This window comes from Streptomyces calvus, assembly GCF_006782915.1.
Taxonomy (GTDB): Bacteria; Actinomycetota; Actinomycetes; order Streptomycetales; family Streptomycetaceae; genus Streptomyces; species Streptomyces calvus.
Genome location: NZ_VCNP01000056.1, coordinates 888,745 through 911,096, shown reverse-complemented (window position 1 = coordinate 911,096; position 22,352 = coordinate 888,745). Strand labels below are relative to the sequence as shown.

General features: G+C 74.3%; 24 protein-coding genes. 11 read left to right on the top strand and 13 right to left on the bottom strand.

All coding sequences use genetic code 11. The features are described 5' to 3' along the window. Positions 1 to 23: 23 nt before the first annotated feature. Complete coding sequence (locus FGW31_RS32440; RefSeq protein ID WP_142197112.1) at positions 24 to 371, top strand: tetratricopeptide repeat protein; 348 nt, start codon at positions 24 to 26, stop codon at positions 369 to 371. Between the two features lie 69 nt (positions 372 to 440). On the opposite strand, the gene FGW31_RS32435 is transcribed toward FGW31_RS32440, so the two are convergent. Continuing rightward, positions 441 to 1,850, bottom strand: a complete 1,410-nt coding sequence (locus FGW31_RS32435) for a PepSY-associated TM helix domain-containing protein (protein WP_142197111.1) — start codon at positions 1,848 to 1,850, stop codon at positions 441 to 443. A 129-nt stretch (positions 1,851 to 1,979) separates the two neighbouring features. Here FGW31_RS32435 and FGW31_RS32430 point away from each other — a divergent pair, with 129 nt between their 5' ends. Further along, positions 1,980 to 2,624: a peptide deformylase gene (locus FGW31_RS32430; protein ID WP_142197110.1), complete on the top strand. Its 645-nt coding sequence runs from the start codon at positions 1,980 to 1,982 to the stop codon at positions 2,622 to 2,624. Positions 2,625 to 2,798: 174 nt separating this feature from the next. Here the strand turns inward: FGW31_RS32430 and FGW31_RS32425 are convergent, their stop codons facing one another. Next, a complete protein-coding gene (locus tag FGW31_RS32425) occupies positions 2,799 to 4,244 on the bottom strand; it encodes a dihydrolipoyl dehydrogenase family protein (RefSeq protein WP_142197109.1) in 1,446 nt (481 codons plus the stop codon). Positions 4,245 to 4,363: 119 nt separating this feature from the next. Between FGW31_RS32425 and trxA the strand changes: the two genes are divergently transcribed. The 3 genes from trxA to FGW31_RS32410 all read left to right on the top strand — a co-directional run bounded on the left by trxA (position 4,364) and on the right by FGW31_RS32410 (position 6,802). Further along, a complete protein-coding gene (trxA, locus tag FGW31_RS32420; protein WP_142197108.1) occupies positions 4,364 to 4,771 on the top strand; it encodes a thioredoxin in 408 nt (135 codons plus the stop codon). Between the two features lie 193 nt (positions 4,772 to 4,964). Beyond that, a complete protein-coding gene (locus FGW31_RS32415; protein ID WP_142197107.1) occupies positions 4,965 to 5,744 on the top strand; it encodes an alpha/beta fold hydrolase in 780 nt (259 codons plus the stop codon). 101 nt (positions 5,745 to 5,845) lie between these two features. Then, complete coding sequence (locus FGW31_RS32410; RefSeq protein ID WP_142197106.1) at positions 5,846 to 6,802, top strand: IS481 family transposase; 957 nt, start codon at positions 5,846 to 5,848, stop codon at positions 6,800 to 6,802. A gap of 124 nt (positions 6,803 to 6,926) precedes the next feature. Here the strand turns inward: FGW31_RS32410 and FGW31_RS32405 are convergent, their stop codons facing one another. The 3 genes from FGW31_RS32405 to FGW31_RS32395 all read right to left on the bottom strand — a co-directional run bounded on the left by FGW31_RS32405 (position 6,927) and on the right by FGW31_RS32395 (position 10,296). Beyond that, on the bottom strand, positions 6,927 to 8,360 hold the full coding sequence (locus FGW31_RS32405) for an aldehyde dehydrogenase family protein (protein ID WP_142197105.1): 1,434 nt from the start codon (positions 8,358 to 8,360) through the stop codon (positions 6,927 to 6,929). A 176-nt stretch (positions 8,361 to 8,536) separates the two neighbouring features. Then, on the bottom strand, positions 8,537 to 9,574 hold the full coding sequence (locus FGW31_RS32400; protein WP_142197104.1) for a LacI family DNA-binding transcriptional regulator: 1,038 nt from the start codon (positions 9,572 to 9,574) through the stop codon (positions 8,537 to 8,539). A gap of 59 nt (positions 9,575 to 9,633) precedes the next feature. Further along, entirely contained in the window at positions 9,634 to 10,296 is a 663-nt protein-coding gene (locus tag FGW31_RS32395) for a TetR/AcrR family transcriptional regulator (RefSeq protein ID WP_142197103.1), read from the bottom strand. A 122-nt stretch (positions 10,297 to 10,418) separates the two neighbouring features. On the opposite strand from FGW31_RS32395, the gene FGW31_RS32390 reads away from it, so the two are divergent. Beyond that, the gene (locus tag FGW31_RS32390; protein WP_142197102.1) at positions 10,419 to 10,982 is read left to right on the top strand and encodes an NAD(P)H-dependent oxidoreductase; all 564 of its coding nucleotides are present in this window, start codon (positions 10,419 to 10,421) and stop codon (positions 10,980 to 10,982) included. 348 nt (positions 10,983 to 11,330) lie between these two features. Here the strand turns inward: FGW31_RS32390 and FGW31_RS32385 are convergent, their stop codons facing one another. The 4 genes from FGW31_RS32385 to FGW31_RS32370 are packed head-to-tail and all read right to left on the bottom strand — an operon-like array spanning position 11,331 to position 16,153. After that, positions 11,331 to 12,470: an XdhC family protein gene (locus FGW31_RS32385; protein ID WP_142197101.1), complete on the bottom strand. Its 1,140-nt coding sequence runs from the start codon at positions 12,468 to 12,470 to the stop codon at positions 11,331 to 11,333. Then, entirely contained in the window at positions 12,463 to 14,598 is a 2,136-nt protein-coding gene (locus FGW31_RS32380; RefSeq protein WP_142197100.1) for a xanthine dehydrogenase family protein molybdopterin-binding subunit, read from the bottom strand. The genes FGW31_RS32385 and FGW31_RS32380 overlap by 8 nt, the downstream gene beginning before the upstream one ends. Beyond that, positions 14,595 to 15,587 (bottom strand): FAD binding domain-containing protein, encoded by a 993-nt coding sequence (locus tag FGW31_RS32375; RefSeq protein ID WP_142197099.1) that lies wholly within the window; start codon positions 15,585 to 15,587, stop codon positions 14,595 to 14,597. Before FGW31_RS32375 ends, FGW31_RS32380 begins: the two co-directional genes overlap by 4 nt. Further along, on the bottom strand, positions 15,584 to 16,153 hold the full coding sequence (locus tag FGW31_RS32370) for a 2Fe-2S iron-sulfur cluster-binding protein (RefSeq protein WP_142197098.1): 570 nt from the start codon (positions 16,151 to 16,153) through the stop codon (positions 15,584 to 15,586). Before FGW31_RS32370 ends, FGW31_RS32375 begins: the two co-directional genes overlap by 4 nt. 266 nt (positions 16,154 to 16,419) lie before the next feature. On the opposite strand from FGW31_RS32370, the gene FGW31_RS32365 reads away from it, so the two are divergent. Beyond that, entirely contained in the window at positions 16,420 to 17,016 is a 597-nt protein-coding gene (locus FGW31_RS32365; RefSeq protein ID WP_142197097.1) for a TetR/AcrR family transcriptional regulator, read from the top strand. Positions 17,017 to 17,041: 25 nt separating this feature from the next. Here FGW31_RS32365 and FGW31_RS32360 read toward each other — a convergent pair whose 3' ends face one another. Next, positions 17,042 to 17,947, bottom strand: a complete 906-nt coding sequence (locus tag FGW31_RS32360; protein ID WP_142197096.1) for a LysR family transcriptional regulator — start codon at positions 17,945 to 17,947, stop codon at positions 17,042 to 17,044. A 134-nt stretch (positions 17,948 to 18,081) separates the two neighbouring features. Between FGW31_RS32360 and FGW31_RS32355 the strand changes: the two genes are divergently transcribed. Beyond that, positions 18,082 to 18,318: a hypothetical protein gene (locus tag FGW31_RS32355; protein WP_142197095.1), complete on the top strand. Its 237-nt coding sequence runs from the start codon at positions 18,082 to 18,084 to the stop codon at positions 18,316 to 18,318. A gap of 78 nt (positions 18,319 to 18,396) precedes the next feature. Next, positions 18,397 to 19,587 carry a CaiB/BaiF CoA transferase family protein gene (locus FGW31_RS32350; protein ID WP_142197094.1) on the top strand — a complete coding sequence of 397 codons (1,191 nt, stop codon included), beginning with the start codon at positions 18,397 to 18,399 and terminating at the stop codon, positions 19,585 to 19,587. Positions 19,588 to 19,595: 8 nt separating this feature from the next. Here the strand turns inward: FGW31_RS32350 and FGW31_RS32345 are convergent, their stop codons facing one another. Beyond that, a complete protein-coding gene (locus FGW31_RS32345) occupies positions 19,596 to 20,243 on the bottom strand; it encodes a phosphoribosyltransferase (RefSeq protein WP_142197093.1) in 648 nt (215 codons plus the stop codon). Positions 20,244 to 20,393: 150 nt separating this feature from the next. Here FGW31_RS32345 and FGW31_RS32340 point away from each other — a divergent pair, with 150 nt between their 5' ends. After that, positions 20,394 to 20,846: an archease gene (locus tag FGW31_RS32340; protein ID WP_142197092.1), complete on the top strand. Its 453-nt coding sequence runs from the start codon at positions 20,394 to 20,396 to the stop codon at positions 20,844 to 20,846. Between the two features lie 40 nt (positions 20,847 to 20,886). Continuing rightward, complete coding sequence (locus FGW31_RS32335; protein ID WP_142197091.1) at positions 20,887 to 21,339, top strand: YbhB/YbcL family Raf kinase inhibitor-like protein; 453 nt, start codon at positions 20,887 to 20,889, stop codon at positions 21,337 to 21,339. A gap of 6 nt (positions 21,340 to 21,345) precedes the next feature. Here FGW31_RS32335 and FGW31_RS32330 read toward each other — a convergent pair whose 3' ends face one another. After that, complete coding sequence (locus FGW31_RS32330; protein ID WP_142197090.1) at positions 21,346 to 21,771, bottom strand: CBS domain-containing protein; 426 nt, start codon at positions 21,769 to 21,771, stop codon at positions 21,346 to 21,348. A gap of 121 nt (positions 21,772 to 21,892) precedes the next feature. Next, a complete protein-coding gene (locus FGW31_RS32325; protein ID WP_142197321.1) occupies positions 21,893 to 22,321 on the bottom strand; it encodes a VOC family protein in 429 nt (142 codons plus the stop codon). Between the last annotated feature and the right edge of the window lie 31 nt (positions 22,322 to 22,352).

The following is a 22,352-nucleotide window of genomic DNA, read 5'->3' as shown; positions in this document are numbered from 1 at the left end:
TGACGGCCTCGAAGGAGGTCAGAGTGGACATCACGTACTACGACCACGGAACGCCGGCCGAGCGCTGGGAGCGCGCCGGGATGTTCTTCGACGCCAAGGACTACGCCGCCGCCGCGCGCGTCCTCGGCCCGCTGGTCGAGGAGGTGCCGGAGCAGACGGGACCGCGCCTGCTGCTGGCGCGCGCCTACTACCACTCGGCCCAACTGCGCCGCGCGGAAGCCGAGTTGCGGGTCATCGTGGAGCGCGACCCGGTGGAGCACTACGCCCGGCTGATGCTCGGCCGCACCCTCCAGCGGCAGGGACGGGACGACGAGGCGCAGCCGCATCTGCGGCTGGCCGCCGCGCTCGGCGGCGAGCTCGCCGAGGAGTGACCCCGTCCGACGCCCGGCCGGTGCCCGGTTCCCCTTCGGGAGCCGGGCACCGGCACACGAGGGCCCGCGTCAGCGCGCCGTCGTACCGCTCGCGTTCGTCCGCAGGCCTCGGCGATGGGCGATCTCGCCGAGCACGATGTCGACGGCGAGGAACACCGCCAGCGGGATGCCGAGCAGCGGCACGAAGTAGCCCAGCACGGCGATCAGGGCCAGCAACGGGACCAGTACGTACGGCGGCACCTGCTGCCACGCCCCGCGCGGGATCGGCTTGCCGAAGCCGGAGCCGCGTCCTCGCTGCCACCACATGCGGTAGCCCCACAGGATCAGCAGGATCAGGGCCAGGGCGAGGGCCATCAGCGCGAGCTGGTTCACCAGCCCGAACAGGATGCCGGTGTGCAGGTCGATGCCCCAGCGGGTGAGCTTCGCCAGGACCGGATAGTCGGCGAAGCGCAGCACGTCGGTGACCTGGCCGGTCGCCGGGTCGACGGCGACCGAGTCCTGCTTCTCCGGCCAGCTGCGCTGGATCTGCTGGACGACATAGGCGGACCCGGCGTCGGCGGGCGGCACGATCTCCACCGGGTCGCCCAGCCCTTCCGCCCGTGCCGCCGCGAGGACCTTGTCGAGGCCGACGCCGTGCGCGGCGTCGCCCGCCGTCGCCGCGGCCGAGTCGTGGCCCGCGTGCTCACCGGTCGCCGCCGCCGACACCGACGGGGTCTCCTGGCCGAGGGCCGCCCGCAGGTCGCCGATGCTCGCGCCGGCGTGCGCGGACCAGGTCAGGCCGGTCGCCGACAGGAAGATGAAACCCGCCGCGGCCCAGGCGCCCACACCGCCGTGCAGGGCCAGCGTGCGGCGCCGCCCGCCGGTACCGCGCACCGTGCGCAGCGCGCGGCGCCGGGAGAACCACAGCACCAGTCCCCCACCGGCGATCACCCACAGCCAGCTCGCCGCGAACTCGCTGTACAGGCGGCCCGGTTCACCGAGGTGCAGATCGCGGTGGAACTCGTCGATCCAGGTGCGCAACGGCAACGCGCCCGTGGAACCGTACTGTTCCAGCGCGCCGCGCACCTCCCCGGTGTACGGGTCGACGAACACGGCCAGGGTGTGGCCCGGGTCCACGCCCGGCGTGCCGGACAGCATCACCCTGGTCGTGGCGTCCGGTTCGGGCGAGGGGCGTACGGCGGCGACCGTGCCCTCGGGGTGGGCCTTGCGGGCGGCGGCCACCTGCGCGGAGACGGGAAGCTCGCGCTCGCCCACGGGGACGGTCAGCTCACGGTCGTACACGATCTTCTCGGCCTGGAAGGAGGCCGCGTACAGCAGGCCCGTGACGGCGGCGACGAGGAGGAACGGTGCGACCAGCACTCCCGCGTAGAAGTGCAGACGCAGGACGAGCGGGCGCAGGCCGGCCCATGCGCTCTTCGCCGGTGCGGGAGCGGGTGGTCGGGGGGCCTCGTCCGTGGTGGTCGAGGGAGCGGTGGTCATCGGTGGGTTCTCCCGGGGACGTCGAGGCGAACGGGTGGTGGTGCAGTAGTCGGAGGGACGGAGCCTCGAGTTCCCGGCGAGCGCATGTGACCTGAGGCACACATGGGGGTGCCGTGCGATCCTGGCCGGATGGGAACTGCGAACGATCGTGCGCCGTTGGCCGAGCGGGTCGAGCAACTGCTCGCCGAGGGAGGGCCGTTGCCGCTCGTTACGGCAGGTGATCCGGTACTGCGGCGCGGCGGCGAGCCGTACGACGGCCAGTTGGGGCCGGCGCTGCTGGCCCGGTTCGTGGAGGCGCTGCGGGTCACCATGCGCGCGGCGCCGGGTGTCGGGCTGGCCGCGCCGCAGGTCGGGGTGGGTCTGCGGATCGCGGTGATCGAGGATCCCGCGCCCGTCCCGGAGGAGGTGCGCGTGGCGCGCGGGCGGGTGCCGCTGCCGTTCCGGGTCCTGGTGAATCCGGTGTACGAGCCGGTCGGCACCGCACGGGCCGCGTTCTACGAGGGGTGCCTGAGCGTGCCGGGCTACCAGGCGGTGGTGGCGCGGGCCGCCGAAGTGCGGCTGACCGGGCAGGACGAGCACGGGCGGGCGCTGGACGAGGTGTTCCACGGGTGGCCCGCACGGATCGTGCAGCACGAGACGGACCACCTGGACGGCACGCTGTACCTCGACCGCGCCGAGACACGCTCCCTCGCCACCCACCAGGCGGTGGCCGAACACTGGTCACAGCCGACCCCGGAACGGGCGGCCCGGTCACTGGGCTTCGACCTGCCGTAACCCCACCGCCGCCCGGCCGCCCGTTCAGGCCACCGCGCCGACGCCCCTTCCGCACCACGGCCCGGCCAACCCCTCCCAGCGGCCTCCGCGCCGCCGCCCGCTCGCACCGTCACCCGGCCGTCCGCCCCGCGCGCCGCTGCCCCGCGGGGCGGACGGATCCAGGGCGGCAGCCGGTCAGGCGTCCCGGTACGCCTCCAGGAGGCGCAGCCACACCTCGCTGATCGTCGGGTAGGACGGGACCGCGTGCCACAGGCGGCCGATCGGGACACGGGCGGCCACCGCGATCGTCGCCGAGTGGATGAGTTCGCCGACGCCGGGGCCGACGAGGGTGAGGCCGCGCAGGATCTCGTCCTCGACGTCGACGACCATGCGGGCGCGGCCCTTGTAGCCGTCGGCGTACAGGCCGGCGCCGGCGACGGAGGACAGGTCGACGTCGACGGCGCGGACGCGGTGGCCCTCCCGCTCGGCCTCGGCGAGCGACAGGCCGACGGAGGCCACCTCCGGGTCGGTGAAGACGACCTGCGGGACCGCGGCGTGGTCGGCGGTGGCGGCGTGGGCGCCCCAGTCCTCGGCGCGTACGGGCCCGCCCGCGGCCCGGGTGGCGATGGCGGCGCCCGCGATGCGGGCCTGGTACTTGCCCTGGTGGGTGAGCAGGGCGCGGTGGTTGACGTCGCCGACGGCGTACAGCCAGTCGTGGCCGGTCACGCGCAGGCTGTCGTCCACGCCGAGCCACCCGCCGGGCTCGAGGCCGATGGTCTCCAGGCCGATGTCGTCGGTGCGCGGGGCGCGTCCGGTGGCGAACAGGACCTCGTCGGCCTCGATCCGGTCACCGCCGTCGGTGACAACGAGGACGGTGCCGTTCTCCCTGGTCACCGACTTCACGGAGGTGCCGGTGCGGAGGTCCGCGCCGGCCTCGGTGAGGGCCTCGGCGACCAGTTCGCCGGCGAACGGCTCCATGCGGTTCAGCAGGCCCGAGCCGCGCACCAGGACCGTGACGCGGGAGCCGAGGGCCTGCCAGGCGCAGGCCATCTCGGTGGCGACGACACCGCCGCCGACCACGACGAGCCGCTCCGGCACGGACCGTGCGCTGGTGGCCTCCCGACTGGTCCACGGCCTGACCTCGGCGAGACCGGGCAGGTCGGGCAGCTGGGCGCGGCTGCCGGTGCAGACGGCGACGGCGTGCCGGGCGGTGAGCACCCGCCGGGTGCCGTCGGAGCCGGTGACGGTGACGGTACGCGGCCCGCTGATCCGCCCGTGGCCCCGGTACAGGTCGGCTCCGACGCCCTCCAGCCACCGGACCTGGCCGTCGTCCTTCCAGTGGGAGGTGTACTCGTCCCGGTGGGCGAGCACCGCGGCGGCGTCGAGCGGGCCCTGGACCGACTGGCGCAGGCCGGGGACGCGGCGGGCGTCGGCCCGGGCGATGACCGGGCGCAGCAGGGCCTTGCTGGGCATGCACGCCCAGTAGGAGCACTCGCCGCCCACGAGTTCGCTCTCCACGACCGCGGTGGTGAGGCCGGCGGCGCGGGTGCGGTCGGCCACGTTCTCCCCCACGGGTCCGGCGCCGAGCACCACGACGTCGTAGGCGGTGGGTTCCATGTGCGTCGATTGCGTTTCCGTCATGGCGTCAGTCTGGTGGGTGGTGTGCGGTGTGGCCACATGGGTAGGGGCGCGGAATACGTGACCGGCCGGCCGTGTTGTGCCGACGGCCCGACCCGACACCAGGAAGAGGGACACACGCCATGAGCAGCACCGTTGAGCTCACCAAGGAGAACTTCGACCAGACCGTCACGGACAACGAGTTCGTGCTGATCGACTTCTGGGCGGAGTGGTGCGGTCCGTGCCGTCAGTTCGCGCCCGTGTACGAGAAGGCGGCGGAGCAGAACCCGGACCTGGTTTTCGGCAAGGTGGACACCGAGGCGCAGCCGGAGCTGGCCGCGGCCTTCGGTATCCAGTCGATCCCCACTCTGATGATCGTGCGTGACCAGGTGGCCGTGTTCGCCCAGCCGGGTGCGCTGCCCGAGGCCGCGCTGACCGATGTCATCGGGCAGGCCCGCAAGCTGGACATGGACGAGGTCCGCAAGCAGATCGCCGCCCAGCAGGCGCAACAGGGACAGCAGGCGCAGCAGGGCGGAGCGGCGGAGGCCTGAGACCTACCCGGAAAACGGGGCAGCGCCGGGCTCCAGAGCGTCGTGACACGACTTCGGGTCGGGCTTCCCGACCGGGGCCGTGCCCGAGGCCGCCGGTGCCCGCGCGACGTCCAGTGCCGGGGCGGTGACGGCGCGCCCGGGCCCGGTGGCTACTCTCGTCTCTCCGTCGGTCCGAAGTGGAGGGAAGCAGACTGTGCGCGACGCCGCCGTGACGCCCGAGGGCGGCCGAATCCGCTGGGTGGAGCTGCCGGGCCGGGAGCCGTCCCGCGTCTACGTCCACGGTCTGGGCGCCACGTCGCCGGCCTACTTCGCGGAGGTCGCGGTGCATCCTCTGCTCGCCGGACGCCGTTCGCTGCTGATCGACCTGCTCGGGCACGGCATCAGTGACCGGCCGACGGGCTTCGACTACACCCTGGAATCCCACGCCGACGCCCTCGCCGCGGCCCTGACCGGCGCGGGGGTCGTGGGCGCCGAGCTGATCGCGCACAGCATGGGCGGCTCGGTGGCCGTCGTCCTGGCCGCCCGGCACCCCGAACTGGTCTCCCGTCTGGTCCTGGTCGACGCCAACCTCGACCCGATCCGGCCCGCACTCGGCTCAGCGGGCAGTGGCGGCATCGCCGCGTACTCCGAGGAGGAGTTCCTGGCGGGCGGCTGGGAGGAGATCCGGGACCGGGCCGGTTCCCACTGGTGGTCCACGATGCGGCTGGCGGGCCTGGAGGCCCTGCACCGCAGCGCGGTCCACCTCACCCGCGGCACCACCCCCACCCTGCGTGAGCTCCTGCTGGACCTGAAGATCCCCCGCACCTACCTGCTGCCCGAGGCCGACGGCCCGCTCCCGGGCGCCGAGGCGCTCACCGAGGCCGGGGTGGCCGTGGTCCCGGTTGCGGACTGCGGGCACAACATCATGTTGGACAACCCGGACGGCTTCGCCCGCGCCACCGCGGCGGCACTGTCGGACCACGCCCGGCACTAGCTGTATTGATCACGAGCGTTGTTAACGCCGGCTGGGCTTGATCATGGCGAAGGCCTCCGTGTGTGGTGGAGGTGTCGAATCTTCACCGCACGGAGGCCTTCGTGTCCCACCGTAATGCCCGGCTGACCCTTCACGGCAGGCGGCTGCTGGTTGAACGTGTCCGCACCGGACGCCCTGTCGCCCATGTTGCCGCCGAGATGGGCATCTCCCGCGTCACCGCTCACAAGTGGGTGCGTCGCTGGCGGGCCGAAGGCGAGAAGGGACTGCACGACCGGTCCAGCCGTCCGCGCACGACACCGCACCGCACGGCGGGGGCGATCGAGGCCCGCGTGTGCCGTCTTCGCCAGGACCGCAAGCTCGGCCCGGCCCGCATCGGTCCGATCCTGGGCCTGCCGGCCTCGACCGTGCACCGCGTCCTGGTCCGTCACGGCCTGAACCGCCTGTCCTTCCTGGACCGGCCCACCGGCCAGGTCATCCGACGCTACGAACGCGACCGCCCCGGCGAGCTGGTCCACGTGGACGTCAAGAAGCTCGGCCGCATCCCCGACGGCGGCGGCCACAGGGTCCTGGGCCGCCAGGCCGGCCGCGCCACACGCAACGGCATGGGCTTCGACTTCATCCACTCCGCGGTCGACGACCACAGCCGCCTCGCCTACAGCGAGGTCCACCCGGATGAGAAAGCCGCCACCTGCGCGGCCTTTCTGCGCCGGGCCGCCGCCTTCTTCGCAGCGTCGGGCATCGACCGCATCGAGCGGGTCCTGACCGACAACGCCTGGCCCTACCGCAAAAGCCTCGCCTGGCAGCAGGCCCTGGCCGACCTGGATGCGGCCGGCAAGCTCACTCGCGCATACCGGCCGCAGACCAATGGCAAGGTCGAGCGCTTCAACCGCACCCTGCTCGACGAATGGGCCTACCTGCGGCCCTACACCAGCAACACCGAACGCACCGACGCCCTGGCAGACTTCCTCCACACCTACAACCACCACCGCTGCCACACCGCACTCGGCGGCCAGCCACCCATCAGCCGCGTGAACAACGCTGCGGGTCGATACAACTAGCGCCGGACCGGACACCCACCGCGCCGTCGCCGGCCCGGTCTCCGACCGGCCGGACCCGCCCCGTACGGCCCCGCCCCGTACGCCCCCGGCTCGTACGCCCCCGGCTCGTTCGCTCGCGCCGCCGTCAGAAGGGGTAGCGGGCCACGTCCCCGCGCACGGTGGTCCACCGCAGGTCGGTGAACGCCTCCAGGTTGGCGTCGCCGCCGAAACGGGACCCGGTGCCGGACGCGGCGACCCCGCCGAAGGGGGCCACGGCCTCGTCGTTCACCGTCTGGTCGTTGATGTGGACGATGCCCGTGGGGACGCGTTCCGCGAGGTCCAGGCCGCGGGACGGGTCGCGGGTGACGATGCCCAGCGCGAGCCCGTAGGGTCCGGCCGAGGCCAGCGCGACGGCCTCGTCGGCGGTCGTGAAGGAGCGGACGGGAGCCACCGGGCCGAAGACCTCCTCGGCGTAGGCGGGAGTGCGGTCGTCCGTGTCGGCGAGCACCGTGGGCCGGTAGAACAGCCGGTCGTGGGTGCCGCCCGCGGCGAGCCGGGCACCGTGCGCGGTACTGGCCTCGACCAGGCCGTGCACCTTGGTGAGCTGGCCGTGGTCGATGAGCGGGCCCAGGTGGACGTCCTCGCGGTGCGGGTCGCCGACGGCGAGCGAGTCCGCCTTGGCGGCCAGCCGCTCCACGTACTCGTCGTACAGCGACGCGTGGACCAGGTGCCGTCCCGCCGTCATGCAGATCTGGCCCTGGTGGAAGAACGATCCCCAGGCGGCCGTGGAGATCACCGCGTCGAGGTCGGCGTCCTCCAGCACGATCAGCGCGGAGTTCCCGCCCAGTTCCAGGTGCGCCCGCTTCAGATGGCGGCCTGCGGCCTCGCCGACGGCACGGCCGGCCGCGGTGGAGCCGGTGAAGGAGACGACGGGGACCAGCGGGTCCGCGACCAGCGCCTGACCGGTCTGCGGGCCGCCCGGCAGCACGTGCAGCAGCCCTTCGGGCAGTCCCGCCTCCTCGAAGACGGCGGCGAGCGCCAGCCCGCCGCAGACCGCGGTGCGCGGGTCGGGTTTGAGGACGACCGCGTTGCCGAGCGCCAGGGCCGGGGCGACGGAGCGGATGGACAGGATCAGCGGCGCGTTGAACGGGGCGATCACCCCGACCACGCCGACCGGCACCCGCCGCGTGTACGACAGCCGGGGTTCGTCGGTGGGCAGTACCTGTCCGGCCGGGCGGGAGGCGAGGGCGGCGGCCTCGTAGCACTCCTGCGCGGCGACGTGGAGTTCGAAGTCGGCCTTGCCGGGGATGCTGCCGGCCTCACGGACCAGCCATTCGCGGAGCCCGGCGTGGCCGGCGAAGAGGTCGCCGGCCCTGCGGAGCACCGCGGCCCGGGTGAGGTGCGGGGCCCTCGCCCACGCGGTCTGCGCGGCGCTGCCGGTCCGGGCGGCGGCCGCGACGTCCTCGGCGGTGGCGAGGGTGACCGTGCCGAGGGCGTCACCGGTGGCGGGTTCGGTGACGGTGTGCTCGGGCCCGGTGAGGTGGTGGGACGGGCGGGTCGTGAGGTCGAGGAACGTCATGAGGCCTCTCCGATCGGCGATCGGTCACCGGCCCGCCGTGCGGTGGCGGCGGGCCCGGCCGCCCTTCGGCCTGGCCGTGTGCCTGCCGCCCGCATCACCGGGCTTCTGCCACCCGCGTCACCGGGCGGGGCGGGCGGCATCCGGCCGGGTGGGCCGGCCACCGCTCTTCCACGATGTCAGGTGGACTCGCGTCGCACCACCGACGCCCCCAGCGCCTTGTGGGCCTGGGGCGCGGCGGCCGGGTCGCGCACCGCGCGGTCGACCAGTTCGGCCAGCTCTCGGCCGGACGGCAGGTCCAGGTGGACGGTACTCAGCCGGGGCCGCAGCAGCCGGCCCAGCATCAGGTTGTCGGCGCCGATCACCGCGGCCTCCTCGGGGATGCGGACGCCCTCGTCCTGCAGCGCCCGCATCAGCAGCATCGCGTACTCGTCGTTGTAGGTGAACACCGCGTCGAGGCCGAGGTCGCGCCAGCGGGCGGCGAGCCGCGCGGCGGCCCCCTCGTCGTGGGCGAGCGGCAGTTCGGTGACCGTGGCGTCCGTGCCGTGCAGGGCGGCGCGCACGCCGGCCAGGCGGGGCGCCGAGAACGCCTCCAGGCCCGGCTCCCGCGGAACGACCACGCCGATCCGGCGGTGGCCCCGGTCGAAGAGGTGGGCGCCGGCGCTGTAACCGACGACGTCGTGGTCCATGAGCAGGGCGTGCGCGCCCTCGACGGCCTCGGGGCCGAGGGTGACGACGGCCCGGGCGCCGGAGCGTTTGAGGACCTCCACGCCGCGCGGGCCGAGACCGGAGCCGGGGACCAGGACCGCCACGGGCCGCAGTTCCGCCCAGGCGCGGGCGGCCTCGTCGTCGTGCACGCCGACGGTGCCGTACTGCACGACCGTGTAGTCGAGGCGGCCCAGCGCGCTCTGGAGGTCGTTGATGAACTGGCTGTAGAGCGGGCCGACCGGGAAGGCGGGCGCGGGCATCAGGACCGTGCGGCTGTGGCCGGCGCGCAGGCTGCGGGCCGCCGCGTGCGGCACGTACCCGAGTTCCCGGGCGGCCTCGCGGACCCGGCGCCGGGTGGGCTCGCTGATCCGGACGGCGCCGGCGTTGTTCAGGACGTAGGAGACGGTCGCGCGCGAGACTCCGGCCAGGCGGGCCACATCGGCGCTCGTGGGGACGGAGCGCACCGGGGCGGGCGGCACGGACGCGGGCGGGTTCGATATCTGCACCATGACGTACGGCATCCTTGCAGAAGCCGTAACGAGGCGTTACGCGGGGTGAGTTGAGACTCTCAGCGGGAGGTCGCGGTGCCCGTCACGCGGTCCACCAGGTCCACCCACGCGGCCTCCAGGCGCTGCGGCGGCATGCCGCACTGGCGGACGAGGTGGTGGACGAGGGCGGGGTCGAGCTGGGCCATGAGGGTGTGGGCGAGCAGCTCGCAGTCCGCGTCGGGGACCGCTTCGCGCAGCAGCAGCGTGACGTGGTGGCGGAGCACCCGGCGGGGCGGGCTGGTGAAGCGGCGGCCGGCCTGGGGTTCGGCGGCCAGCTGGAGTTCCAGTTCGTCGCCGGTGCGGCGGAGCATGGCGAGGCCGAAGGCGCGCAGCCGCTCGGCGGGCGGTGCGCCCGGCCCGAGCGGCGGGGGTCCGGTGAGGAAGGCGGCCTGGAACTTCTTCTCCGAGTGGTCGAGGAGCGCGGTGAGCAGTCCGGTGCGGTCGCCGAAGCGGCGGAAGACCGTGCCCTTGCCCACGCGGGCCGCCGCCGCGACCTCCTCCATCGTGATGGCGTCCGCCCCGCGCTCGGCGACGAGCAGCGCGGCCGCCTCCAGCAGCCGGGCCCGGTTGCGCGCGGCGTCTGCGCGCAGGCAGGGCTCGTCCGCCTCGGTGCCGAGTTGCAGCAACTCCTGCGGTTCGACGGGCTCCTGAGGCGTCGGGACGGGGGGCGGAACGGCGGGCATGAAGCCAGCGTAAAGCATCGGGAAGAAACTGGACCACGGTCCGGTTGTGGTGGTACAACAGTAAACGGACCCCGGTCCGGATTGTTAAGGCCATGTTTCAGCCCCCCTCCTGGAGTTCCGTCATGTCTGTTCGCATCCTCGCCCTCGTCGGCAGCCTCCGCGCCGGTTCGCACAACCGCCAGCTCGCCGAGGCCGCGGTCAAGCTCGCTCCCGAGGGCGCCGACGTGTCGCTCCTCGAGGGCCTCGCGGAGATCCCCTTCTACAACGAGGACATCGACGTCGAGGGCACCGTCCCGGCCGCGGCCGCCAAGCTGCGCGAGGCCGCGGCCGGCGCCGACGCGCTGCTGCTCTTCACGCCCGAGTACAACGGCACGATCCCGGCCGTCCTGAAGAACGCCATCGACTGGCTGTCCCGCCCGTACGGCGCCGGGGCCATCAGCGGCAAGCCGGTCGCCGTGATCGGCACCGCGTTCGGCCAGTACGGCGGCGTCTGGGCGCAGGACGAGGCCCGCAAGTCCGTCGGCATCGCCGGCGGCAAGGTGATCGAGGACATCAAGCTCTCCATCCCGGGCTCGATGACCCGCTTCGCCGAGACCCACCCGGCCGACGACAGCGAGATCGTCGAGCAGCTGACCGAGGTCGTCACCCGCCTGCACGGCCACGCGACGGAGCCGGCTGCCGCCTGACTCGGACGAGCCGAAGGGGGGCCGGAGCATCCGCTCCGGCCCCCCTTCGCCATGCCGTGCCGGCGCCGGCGCCGGCGCGGAGGACGGGAGCCGTCGTGTCGGCTCCGCCCTCGGCTTGGACAGTCGTGGTTCCAGTCCTTCGGGCCGCGATCCGGGCCCACGGCCCATGGCCACACCGCGCGGGCGTACGGACCGGCCCGTACGCCCGCTCACACCCCCGCGCACGCCCGCGACGCGCCTCCTGTGCCGCTCGGCCCGTGCGTGCGCGCCACCCGCCCCCGGGCCGCCCACGCACGGGCCGTGCGCATGCGCTGCGCGCACTCGGGACCGCACACGGCCCGCGTCCGCTCAGGCCGCCTCCGCCGTGCCGAGGGAGTCGTCGCGGTGGATCGGCGTGTCCGACGTCGTGAGCGGCACGCCCGTGCCGCCCCGGCGGAGCGCGACGATCTCCGCCGCGATGGACAGCGCCGTCTCCTCCGGCGTACGGGCACCGAGGTCGAGGCCGATCGGCGACCTGAGCCGGGCCAGCTCCCGCTCCCCCACGCCCGCCTCGCGCAACCGCCGCTCACGGTCGGCGTGGGTGCGGCGCGAGCCCATCGCGCCGACGAACGCCACCGGCAGGCCGAGGGCCACCTCCAGCAGCGGCACGTCGAACTTCGCGTCGTGGGTGAGCACGCACAGCACCGTCCGGGCATCGGTCCCGGTGCCGCGCAGATAGCGGTGCGGCCAGTCGACCACGATCTCGTCGGCCTCCGGGAAACGCGCCCGGGTGGCGAAGACCGGCCGGGCGTCGCACACCGTGACGTGATAGCCGAGGAACTTGCCCGCCCGGACCAGCGCCGCCGCGAAGTCGATCGCCCCGAAGACGATCATGCGGGGCGGCGGCACCGACGACTCCACCAGCAGGGTCAGACCGCCCGGGCAGGACGACCCGTCCGCCGCGAGCGCCACCGTGCCGGTGCGCCCGGCGTCCAGCAGCGCCCCGGCCTGAGCGGCCGCCGTCCGGTCCAGCTCGGGGACACCGCCGAGCCCGCCCTCGTACGAGCCGTCCGGACGGACGAGGAGCGTGCCGCCGAGCAGCTCCGGCGGGCCCTCCACCACCCGGGCCAGCGCGCCCGGCTCGCCCCGGACGACCGCCGACAGCGCCGTGTGCAGCACCTGCCGCACGGGGGCCTGCGCGCCGACCGGGGTCACCATGATGTCGATGACCCCGCCGCAGGTCAGGCCGACCGCGAAGGCGTCCTCGTCGCTGTAGCCGAACCGTTCGACGTGGATCTCGCCGTCCTCGAGCGCCCGGGCGCACAGGTCGTACACGGCGCCCTCCACGCAGCCACCGGAGACGGAGCCGATCGCCGTGCCGTCGCGGTCGACGGCGAGGGCGGCACCGGGTCCGCGCGGCGCGCTGCCGCCCACGGACACCACCGTGGCCACCGCGAACTCCCGGCCCTCGGCGAGCCAGCCGTGCAGCTCGCCGGCGATGTCAAACACGCGGCCCTCCCGCCCGCAGCACCCGGTCCGGCCGGATCGGCAGGTGGCGGTGGCGCACGCCGGTGGCGTGCCAGACCGCGTTGGCGATGGCCGCCGCGGCGCCCACGATGCCGATCTCGCCGACGCCCTTGATGCCGACCGGGTCGTCCGGGTCCGGTGTGCCCTCCAGCCAGTCCGCCTCGACCACCGGCACGTCGGCGTGGGTCGCGACGTGGTAGCCGGCCAGGTCGGGGCCGTAGAGGCCGCCCGAGGCGCCGTCGCGGACCGCCTCCTCGTGCAGCGCCATGGAGATGCCCCACACCATGCCGCCGACCAGCTGGCCGCGCGCGGTGAGCGGGTTGACGATCCGCCCCGCCGAGAAGATCCCCAGCATCCGCCGCACCCGCACCTCGCCGGTGGTGACGTCCACGGCGACCTCGGCGAACTGCGCGCCGAAGGAGTGCCGTTCCTTCTGCGCGAGTCCGGCGACGGCGGCGGTCGTGTCGGAACGCGCGGTGATGCCCTCCGGCGGCACGGGCGCCCCGGGGACGAGACGCTCCCGCAGCTCCTCGACGGCGGCCGTGACCGCCCAGGCCCAGGAGCGGGTGCCCATGGAGCCGCCGGCGATCCCCGCCGGGCCGAAGTCGCTGTCGCCGATGCGCACCCGGACCCGGTCGGGCTCCACCCGCAGCGCGTCGGCGGCGACCAGGGTGAGCGCGGTACGGGCGCCGGTGCCGATGTCGGCCGCCGCGATCCGCACGGTGAAGGTGCCGTCGGCCTCCGCGGTGACGGCTGCCGTCGACGGCAGGGCGCCCGCGGGGAAGGAGGCGGCGGCCGTGCCCGTGCCCAGCAGCCAGCGCCCCTCGCGGCGCACCCCGGGGCGCGGGTCGCGCTCGGCCCAGCCGAAGCGCCGGGCGCCCTCCCGGAAACAGGCGGCGACGTCCCGGCCCGCGAACGGCAGCCCGGAGACCGGGCCGCGGTCGGGGTCGTTGCGCAGCCGCAGCTCCACCGGGTCGACGCCGCAGCGCTCGGCCAGCTCGTCGAGCGCGGCCTCCAGCGCGAACGAGCCCGGCGCCTCGCCCGGCGCGCGCATCCACGTCGGGGACGGCACGTCGAGCCGGACGACTTCGTTCGCGGTGCGGTGGGCGTCGGCGTCGTACATCACCCGTGCCACGCCGGCGCTCGGCTCGACGAACTCCCACACCGTCGACGTCCGGCTCAGCGAGCGGTGGTCCAGGGCGCGCAGCCGGCCGTCGGCGTCGGCGCCGAGCCGGACGCGCTGGGTGGTGGGGCTGCGGTGGCCGGTGAGGGAGAACATCTGACGGCGGGTCAGGACGACCCGTACGGGACGCTGCAGAAGGGTCGCGGCCATGACGGCGGACACCTGGTGGGCCCGGACGCCCTTGCTGCCGAAGCCGCCGCCGACGTGCTCGGAGCGCACCCGCACCGCGGAGGGCTCCAGCTGGAACATCCGCACCAGTTCGTCGACGACCCAGGTGGTGCCCTGGTTGGAGTCGACGACCTCGAGCCGGCCGCCGTCCCACAGGGCGGTCGCCGCGTGCGGCTCCATCATGGCGTGGTGTTCCTCGGGCGTGGTGTACTCGGCGTCCACCACGTGGGCGGAGGCGGCGAACCCGGCCTCCAGGTCGCCCTTCTCCGTGACGCCGGGCATGTGTCCGTCCACCGGGTGGGCGTCGGGACGGCCCGCGTGGAACCCGATGTCGTGCGGCTCCTCCTCGTAGGTGACGACGAGCGCCTCGGCGGCCTCCCTGGCCTGCTCGGGCGTCTCGGCCACGACGAGCGCGACGGGCCAGCCGGCGTGCGGGACGCGGTCGTTCTGGAAGACCGCGGCCGTCGGGTCCGGCGGTACGCCCAGCATGCCGACGTAGTCGACGTCCAGGCGCGGGGCGTTGCCGTGGTGCAGCACGGCGAGGACGCCCGGCATGCCGAGCACGGAGGCGGTGTCGACGGAGAGGATCCGGCCGCGGGCGACGGTGGAGAGCACCAGCCAGCCGTGGGCGAGGTCGGCGAAGGGGATCTCACCGGCGTAGCGGGCGGCTCCGGTGACCTTGTCGCGGCCCTCGACGCGGGTGTGGGCGGTGCCGACGGCGCCGGTCACCGCCGTGGGACGGGTCGTGGCGGTGGTCATCGGGCGGCCTCCTCGGCGAGTTCGGACAGCACGGCCACCACGAGGTTGCGCATGAGTGTCACCTTGTATCCGTTGTCGGGCAGCGGCCTGGCGGCCGCGAGTTCGGCGTCCGCGGCCGCCGCGAAGTACTCCGCGGTGGCCGGCGCGCCGGTCAGGACGCGCTCGGCGGCACGGGCCCGCCAGGGCCGGGACGCGACGGCGCCGAAGGCGAGGCGGGCGTCGCGCACGACTCCGTCGGAGACGTCGAGGGCGGCGGCGACGGAGCCGATGGCGAAGGCGTACGAGGCGCGTTCGCGGACCTTGCGGTAGCGGGAGCGCGCGGCGACCGGCAGCGGCGGCAGGGTGACGCCGGTGACGAGCGCGCCGGGCGGCAGCGCGGTCTCCCGGTGCGGGGTGTCACCCACCGGGAGGTAGAAGTCGGCCAGTGCCAACTCCCCCGGTCCGTCGGCCGTTTCGTAGGAGACGACGGCGTCGAAGGCGGCCAGCGCCACCCCCATGTCGGAGGGGTGGACGGCGACGCAGTGGTCGGAGGCGCCCAGGACGGCGTGGTTGTGGTGCTCGCCGGTGAGGGCCGGGCAGCCGCTGCCGGGGACGCGCTTGTTGCAGGGCCGGGTCACGTCGGTGAAGTAGCCGCAGCGGGTGCGCTGGAGCAGGTTGCCGCCGACGGTGGCCATGTTGCGCAGCTGCCCGGAGGCGCCGGCGAGCACGGCCTGGGCGAGGGCCGGGTAGCGGTCGCGGACCAGGGGGTGCGCGGCGAGGTCGCTGTTGGTGACGGTGGCGCCGATGCGCAGCCCGCCGTCGTCGGCGGGCTCGATCCGGTCCAGGGGCAGGGTGCGGACGTCGACGAGACGGGCCGGGCGTTCGACGCCGGTCTTCATCAGGTCGACCAGGTTGGTGCCGCCGCCCAGGTAGCGGGCGTCGGGGTCGGCGCCGAGCAGCGCGACCGCGCCGGAGACGTCGTCGGCGCGCCGGTAGTCGAACTCCCTCATGCGGCGGCTCCCTCGGTCTCGTTGCGGTTCTCGCTGCGGGTCTCGGCGGCGGCGCGGGCGACCGCTTCGGCGATCTGCACGTAGGCGCCGCAGCGGCACAGGTTGCCGCTCATGCGTTCCTTGATCTCCTCGGGGGTCAGGGGCGGCGGTCCCGCGTCGGGCCGTACGTCCTCGGTGACGGCGCTGGGCCAGCCCGCGGCGTGCTCCTCGATGACGGCGATCGCCGAACAGATCTGGCCGGGCGTGCAGTAGCCGCACTGGAAGCCGTCCAGGTCGAGGAAGGCCTGCTGCACCGGGTGCAGCCGGTCCCCGTCGGCCACGCCCTCCACGGTGGTGATCTCGCGGCCGTCGGAGGCGACGGCCAGCTGCAGGCAGGACACGGAGCGGCGGCCGTCGACCAGGACCGTACAGGCGCCGCACTGTCCCTGGTCGCAGCCCTTCTTGGTGCCGGTCAGATCGAGTCGCTCGCGCAGGGCGTCGAGCAGGGTGGTGCGGTGGTCGACGGACAGCGTGTGCTTCTCGCCGTTGATGTTCAAGGTGACGGTGCTGGACGTCGAGGGGGCCATGAGCAGCCTTCTTTCACGGATCTGGAAGGCGGACGAGTCGGTCGCGTGAGGGGTGAGCTGTACGGAACGGGGCGCGTTCGGGAACATGTGGGGGAGACGGGCGCAGGAACATTCGCGCGAGGCATGCCGAGTGGCCGTCCCATGCCGTCCGCGTCCGCCGATACGATCGAACGAAACGGACAGCTGTCCGCTGACGCGAAAAAACGTAGTGGACAGTTGTCCGGTTAGCAAGGACGGGTTTCGGCCACGACCCGCGAGGAGGACGAGTGGGGTACCACAAGGACGCGCCCGGGCGCGCCGAACCGCCCCAGCGCGCGGACGCGCAGCGCAACCGCGAGCGCATCCTGGAGGTCGCCCTGACGGAGTTGACGCGCGCCGCGGACACGCCGTTGAGCGTGATCGCCAAGAAGGCGTGCGTCGGACAGGGCACGTTCTACCGGAACTTCCCCAGCCGCGAGGCACTCGTCCTGGAGATCTACCGCTACGAGATGCGGCAGGTCGCCGCCAGCGCGGCCCAGCTGCTCAGCACCCGGGAACCCGATCGCGCGCTGCGCGAGTGGATGGACCGCCTCGCCCGGTTCGCGATGGCCAAGGCGGGGCTCGCGGAGGCCATCCGGCAGGTCACCAGCGGTCCGGGGAGCCCCGCCAAACCGGGGCACAGCGCGGTGACCGACGCGGCCGAACTGCTGCTGAGGGCGTGCGAGGAGGCCGGAACCATCCGCCCCGGCGTCACCGCGGAGGACTTCTTCCTGGCCATCGGCGGCCTGTGGCAGATCGACCCGGCCGGCGACTGGCAGCCGCGCGCCGCCTGGCTGCTGGACCTCGTCATGGACGGACTGCGCGCCGGAGCCCCCGGTCGTTAGCGCGGGCTCGGGCGGCGGCGCGGGCTCAGGCGACCGCCGTGGGGGCCAGTTCCCGCAGCTCGCGCAGGGCCGCCGCCACCGCGGGGCGGGCGTGGCCGCCGCCGCGGGTGCAGGTCAGCAGCCTGCGGTGCGGGTTGCCGGCGCAGCGTACGCGGGTGATCGGCAGGTCCGGGGTGAGATGGGCGAGGCGCGGGATCAGGGCGACCCCGAGTCCGTGGGCGACGAGGTGGGCGGTGACGTTCCAGTCGAGGGCGTGGTGGACGACGTCCGGTGCGAAGCCGGCCGCGCCGCACGCGGCCATCACATGCGGCCGGCAGGGACTGGCGGGCACCGGCGCGATCCACGACTCGCGGGCCGCCTCGGCCAGGTCGACCCGCTCGTGCCCGGCCAGCGGGTGCCCGGCGGGGACCACCAGGTCGAACGGGTCGTCCAGCAGCGGCTGCTGGTCGAAACGCCCGTCGCCGAGCGGCGGGTTGTGCGGGGTGGACTCCACGACGGCCAGATCGGCGGTCCCTTCGAAGAGCAGGTCGAAGCTCTCCGGCACCCCGGCCTCCACGATCCGCACCGACAGCCGCGGATGGCGCTCGCCCAGCCGGGCGGCCATCGGCGCCAGCAGCACCGAGACCGCCACCGGGAACCCGGTCACGCGCAGCAATCCGGCCGGCGCGTCGTGGTCGGCCCGCAGGTCCCGTTCCGCCTGGTCCCAGCGGGCCTGGATGGCGTCGGCGTGCGCGAGCAGGCTCTCGGCGGCCGGGGTGAGCCGTACGCCGCGTCCCTGCGGCTCCAGCAGTTCGACGTCCAGGTCACGGGCGAGCTGACGGATCTGCTGGGAGGCGGCGGACGGGGTGAAGTGCAGGGCGCGGGCGGCCGCGGTGACCGTGCCGTAATGGGCGACCGCCCTGAGGACGTGCAGCCGGCGCAGGTCAATCATGAAGTCCACGCTTCACGGTGGCGTGCACAAAGTCAACCTGGACGTGTACGGACGACAGGCCGCACTCTTGCTGTGTCGCGACGTTCGACAGGTCCGAGGAATCCCGACGAACCCCGAGGAAACGAGGAGTCACCATGACCAGCACGACCGGCGCCGCGGGTGCGACCGGCACCTTCTGCCCGTACTGCGGGTGGCCGGACGACGCGGAGCCGTTCCAGGTGGTCTCCCGGCACTGCACCGCGGCGGGCAGCACCGTGTGGACCCGCTGCGGCTGCGGTTCGCTCCAGGTCCGTGCCGTCGACGAACGCGGCGCCCGCATCGTCTCCCGCAGCCGCCCGGCCGACGTGCCGTGGAGCCGGGCCGGTGAGTGAACCGGCGGGCGGCCGTTGACAGGCGGCCGGCCCCGCCGTACTAATCGAGGCCGGTGCTCCCCGGAGCCGGCAGGAGGCGTGGACGTGCAGAAACTCCCCTTGTCCGGGGTCACGGTGGTCAGCGTGGAGCAGGCGGTGGCCGCGCCCTACGCCACCCGGCAGCTGGCCGACCTCGGCGCCCGCGTGATCAAGGTGGAGCGGCCCGGCGAGGGCGACTTCGCCCGGCGCTACGACACCACCGTCCACGGCCACTCCAGCTACTTCGTGTGGATCAACCGCTCCAAGGAGTCCCTCACCCTCGACCTGAAGGACCCCAGGGGACGGGCGGTCCTGCACGGGCTCCTCCGGGACGCGGACGTGTTCGTGCAGAACCTCGCGCCGGGCGCCGCGGAACGGCTCGGCCTGGGCACCGAGGAGCTGACCCGCCGTTATCCGCGGCTGATCCCGTGCACGATCTCCGGCTACGGCACCGACGGCCCGTGGGCCGACCGCAAGGCCTACGACCTGCTGGTGCAGTGCCAGACGGGCCTGGTGTCGCTGACCGGGACGGCCGACGAGACCGCCCGCACCGGGATCTCCGTCGCCGACATCGCGGCGGGCATGTACGCCTACAGCGGTGTGCTCACCGCCCTGTACACGCGCGCCACCACCGGTACGGCCCACCCGGTGGAGGTGTCGTTGTTCGAGGCGCTGGCCGAGTGGATGGGCCAGCCCGCCTACTACACCGCGCACGGCGGCGAGCAGCCCCCGCGCCTGGGCACCCAGCACGCCACCATCGCCCCCTACGGCACGTATCGCGCCGCCGACGGCCGCGAGGTGCTGTTCTCCGTGCAGAACGAACGCGAGTGGGCGGCCCTGTGCGCCGGGTTCCTCGGGCGGCCGGAACTGACCGACGATCCCCGGTTCGCCACCGGATCCGACCGCGTGGCCCACCGCGAGGAGCTGAACGCGATCGTCGCCGGCCGCTGCGCCCGCGACGAGGCCGCGACGCTGCTGGCGGACCTGGAGGCGATCGGCATCGCGTGCGCCGGCGTCAACGACGTCGCCGCGTTCCTCGACCACCCGGTGCTCGCCGCCCGCGGCCGCTGGCGGGACGTGGCGGTACCGGGCGCGACGGTGCGGGCGCTACTGCCGCCCGCCGACCTCGCGGGCGTACCGGCCCGCATGGACCCGGTGCCCGCGGTGGGCGAGCACACCGAGGCGATCCTCAGGGAACTCGGGCACTCCGACGCGGAGATCGAGGCCCTGCGCGCGGACGGCGTGGTCTGACCCCGCCGTCACGCCTCCTGCCGGCCCAGGGCCCGCAGGACGTCGTCGTCCGTGAGCTGGTCGAACTCCTGGTACCACTGGCCCACCGCCATGAACGCGGCCGGCTCGTGCAGGCACACCACCTCGTCGGCCTCCTGGCGCATCAGCGCGGCGCCCTCGGGTGCGGCGACCGGGGCGGCCAGCACCAGCCGGCCGGGCGCCTGCGCACGCAGGGCGCGCAGGGCGGCGCGGGCGGTGGAGCCGGTCGCCAGCCCGTCGTCGACGACGATCACGGTGCGGTTGCGCAGGTCGGGCGCGGTCCGGCCGCGGCGGTAGAGCTGTTCGCGGCGGCGCAGTTCGGTGCGCTCGCGCTCGACCACGGGCGCCAGGTCGTCCTCGGTGAGGCCGAGCCGGCGCAACGATTCGGCGTCGAAGACCGGGACGCCGTCGCCGGCCATCGCGCCGACGCCGAACTCCTCGTGGAAGGGGGCGCCGACCTTCCGTACGACGAGGACGTCGAGCGGGGCGTCCAGGGCCCTGGCGACCTCGGCGGCGACGGCGACGCCGCCGCGCGGCAGGGCCAGCACCACCGGGTCGGGCAGCGCGCCCTCGTCCTGCCGCTGCCGCAGCCGGGCGGCCAGTTCCCGGCCCGCCTCCCGGCGATCTCGGAACAGCATGGGCGGATGCCCTCCCTCCACGGCGGACACGGCGTCCGAGGCACCCGGCGGCACCCCTGGGCACCCGGTCGGCACCCGCGTACCCGCTCTGGGGTCCGTGAAGCGCCCGCCGCCCGGCATGGCGGCGCCCGCCTCGGGCAGGCGTGTTGCATGGTCGGTGACACGGGCGACGACGAGCGGGCGCGGCCGGGCGCGAGCGGGCACCGGGCGGTGCCGGTGGGCGACGAGGTACGGATCGAGGCGTGGGCGGCCGGCCGGGAGAACTGCCTGGCGGAGGCGGCCCTGGCGATGGTGGAGTGCTTCGCCGACGTCTCCGGGGTGCGGCCGACCGGGGTGAGCCGCATCCGGCTGGACGAGGCCAGCGACGACGACCTGCTGGCCGCGCTGCTCGACGAGATCCTGTACCGGCTCCGGGCGCACGGGCAGGTGCCGGTCGACGTGGAGGCCGACGAGGCCGAGGGCGGACTCGACGTGCGGCTGGCGGTCGCGGGTCTGACGGACGTACGGGTCACCGGTGCGGTGCCGGCGGCCGTGGCCGCGGAGGAACTGCGCATCGGTCCCGGCCCGTACGGCTGGTCCTGTTCGGTGACCGTCGGCGGCTGAGCCGTCGCATGCCCGGGTGGCGCGGGGGCACCCGGGGCCCATGACCGGCATCGACATCGGCAGTGACGCCTTCAACGACCACTCGTTCCTCGCCCGCCGGTACGCGTACGAGGGGGCGAACGTGTCCCCGCCGCTGGCCTGGAGCGGCGTCCCGGACGACGCGGTGGAACTGGTACTGCTGTGCGAGGATCCGGACGCGCCGTCGGGGTCGTTCGTGCACTGGATCGTGGTGGGGATCGACCCGCACAGCGACGGGGTCGGCGCGGGGCAGAGTCCGCCGCGCGGCACCGAACTCGTCAACGGCTACGGCGAGCGGGGCTGGGGCGGGCCGCATCCGCCTCCCGGCGACGACGCGCACCACTACATGTTCCGGCTCTACGCGCTCGCCGAACCCTGTGTGCTGCCCGACGCGCCCCGCGCCGAGCAGGTGCACGAGGCGGTCGGGCGGACTCAGCTCGCGAGCGGCACGCTGGTGGGCCTCTACCAGCGCTGACGGAGCTCAGTGGGTGGCGGCGGCCCTGCTGATGTCCGCCAGGGCGGAGCGCGGGTCCTCGGTGGCGGCGAGGTCGCCGAGGCTGACCATGCCCACCGGGCAGCCGCCGTGTTCGACCACCGGGAGCCGGCGGACGGCGTAGCGCCGCATCAGTTCGACGGCGTGGTCGGTGGTGTCCTCGGGGTCGAGGGTCACCAGGGGCGGGCGGGTGCACAGCGAGCCGACGGTCGTGGCCTCGGGGTCGCTGCCCTCGGCGACGGCCCGCAGCACGATGTCGCGGTCGGTGAGGACACCGAACAGGTCGCAGTCGTAGGCGACGAGAACGTCGCCGATGTCCCGTTCACGCATCAGGCGCGCCGCCCGCGCCACCGTGGTCATGGGCTCGACGGACGCGGTGTCCGTGGACATCACGTCCCGGATACGGCGGGTCATGGGCGCCTCCCGGTCGGTCCGCGTGGTTTCCCCGTGCCCGCCGCGTAGCCCTCCGCGCGCCGTGTAAACCGGGGGCCGGCGGCGGACGGGTGGTGCCCGTCCGCCACCGGCCGGGTTCCGGTCAGACGGCCCCGGGGACCTCCTCGGTGACACCGTTCAGCGGTGAGGCGGGGTCGGTGCCGTAGGGGCGGGTGATGGCTTCCAGGCCGTGGCCGGCCGGGTCCCGGAAGTAGACGCCGCGTCCGCCGTCGTTGCGGTTGATGCGGCGCGGGTGGCGGCCGTGCGGATCGGCCTGGATGGCGATCCGGGCGTCCACCAGCCGGGTGAGGATCGCGTCGAACTCGTCCTCGGAGACGAGGAACGCGTAGTGCTGTGCCGGGATGTCGATGTCGACGGTCGCGAAGTCCAGGGTGACTCCGTTGGCGGTCGTCACCGGCAGGAACATCCCGGCCGGCTCCCCGACCTCCAGGCCGAGGACGTCGGCGAGGAAACGGGCGGACTTCTCCCGGTCACGGGTGAGAACGATGGTGTGGTTGAACTCGACTGACACGATGTCCATGCCTCCACGGGCATCCGCGGCA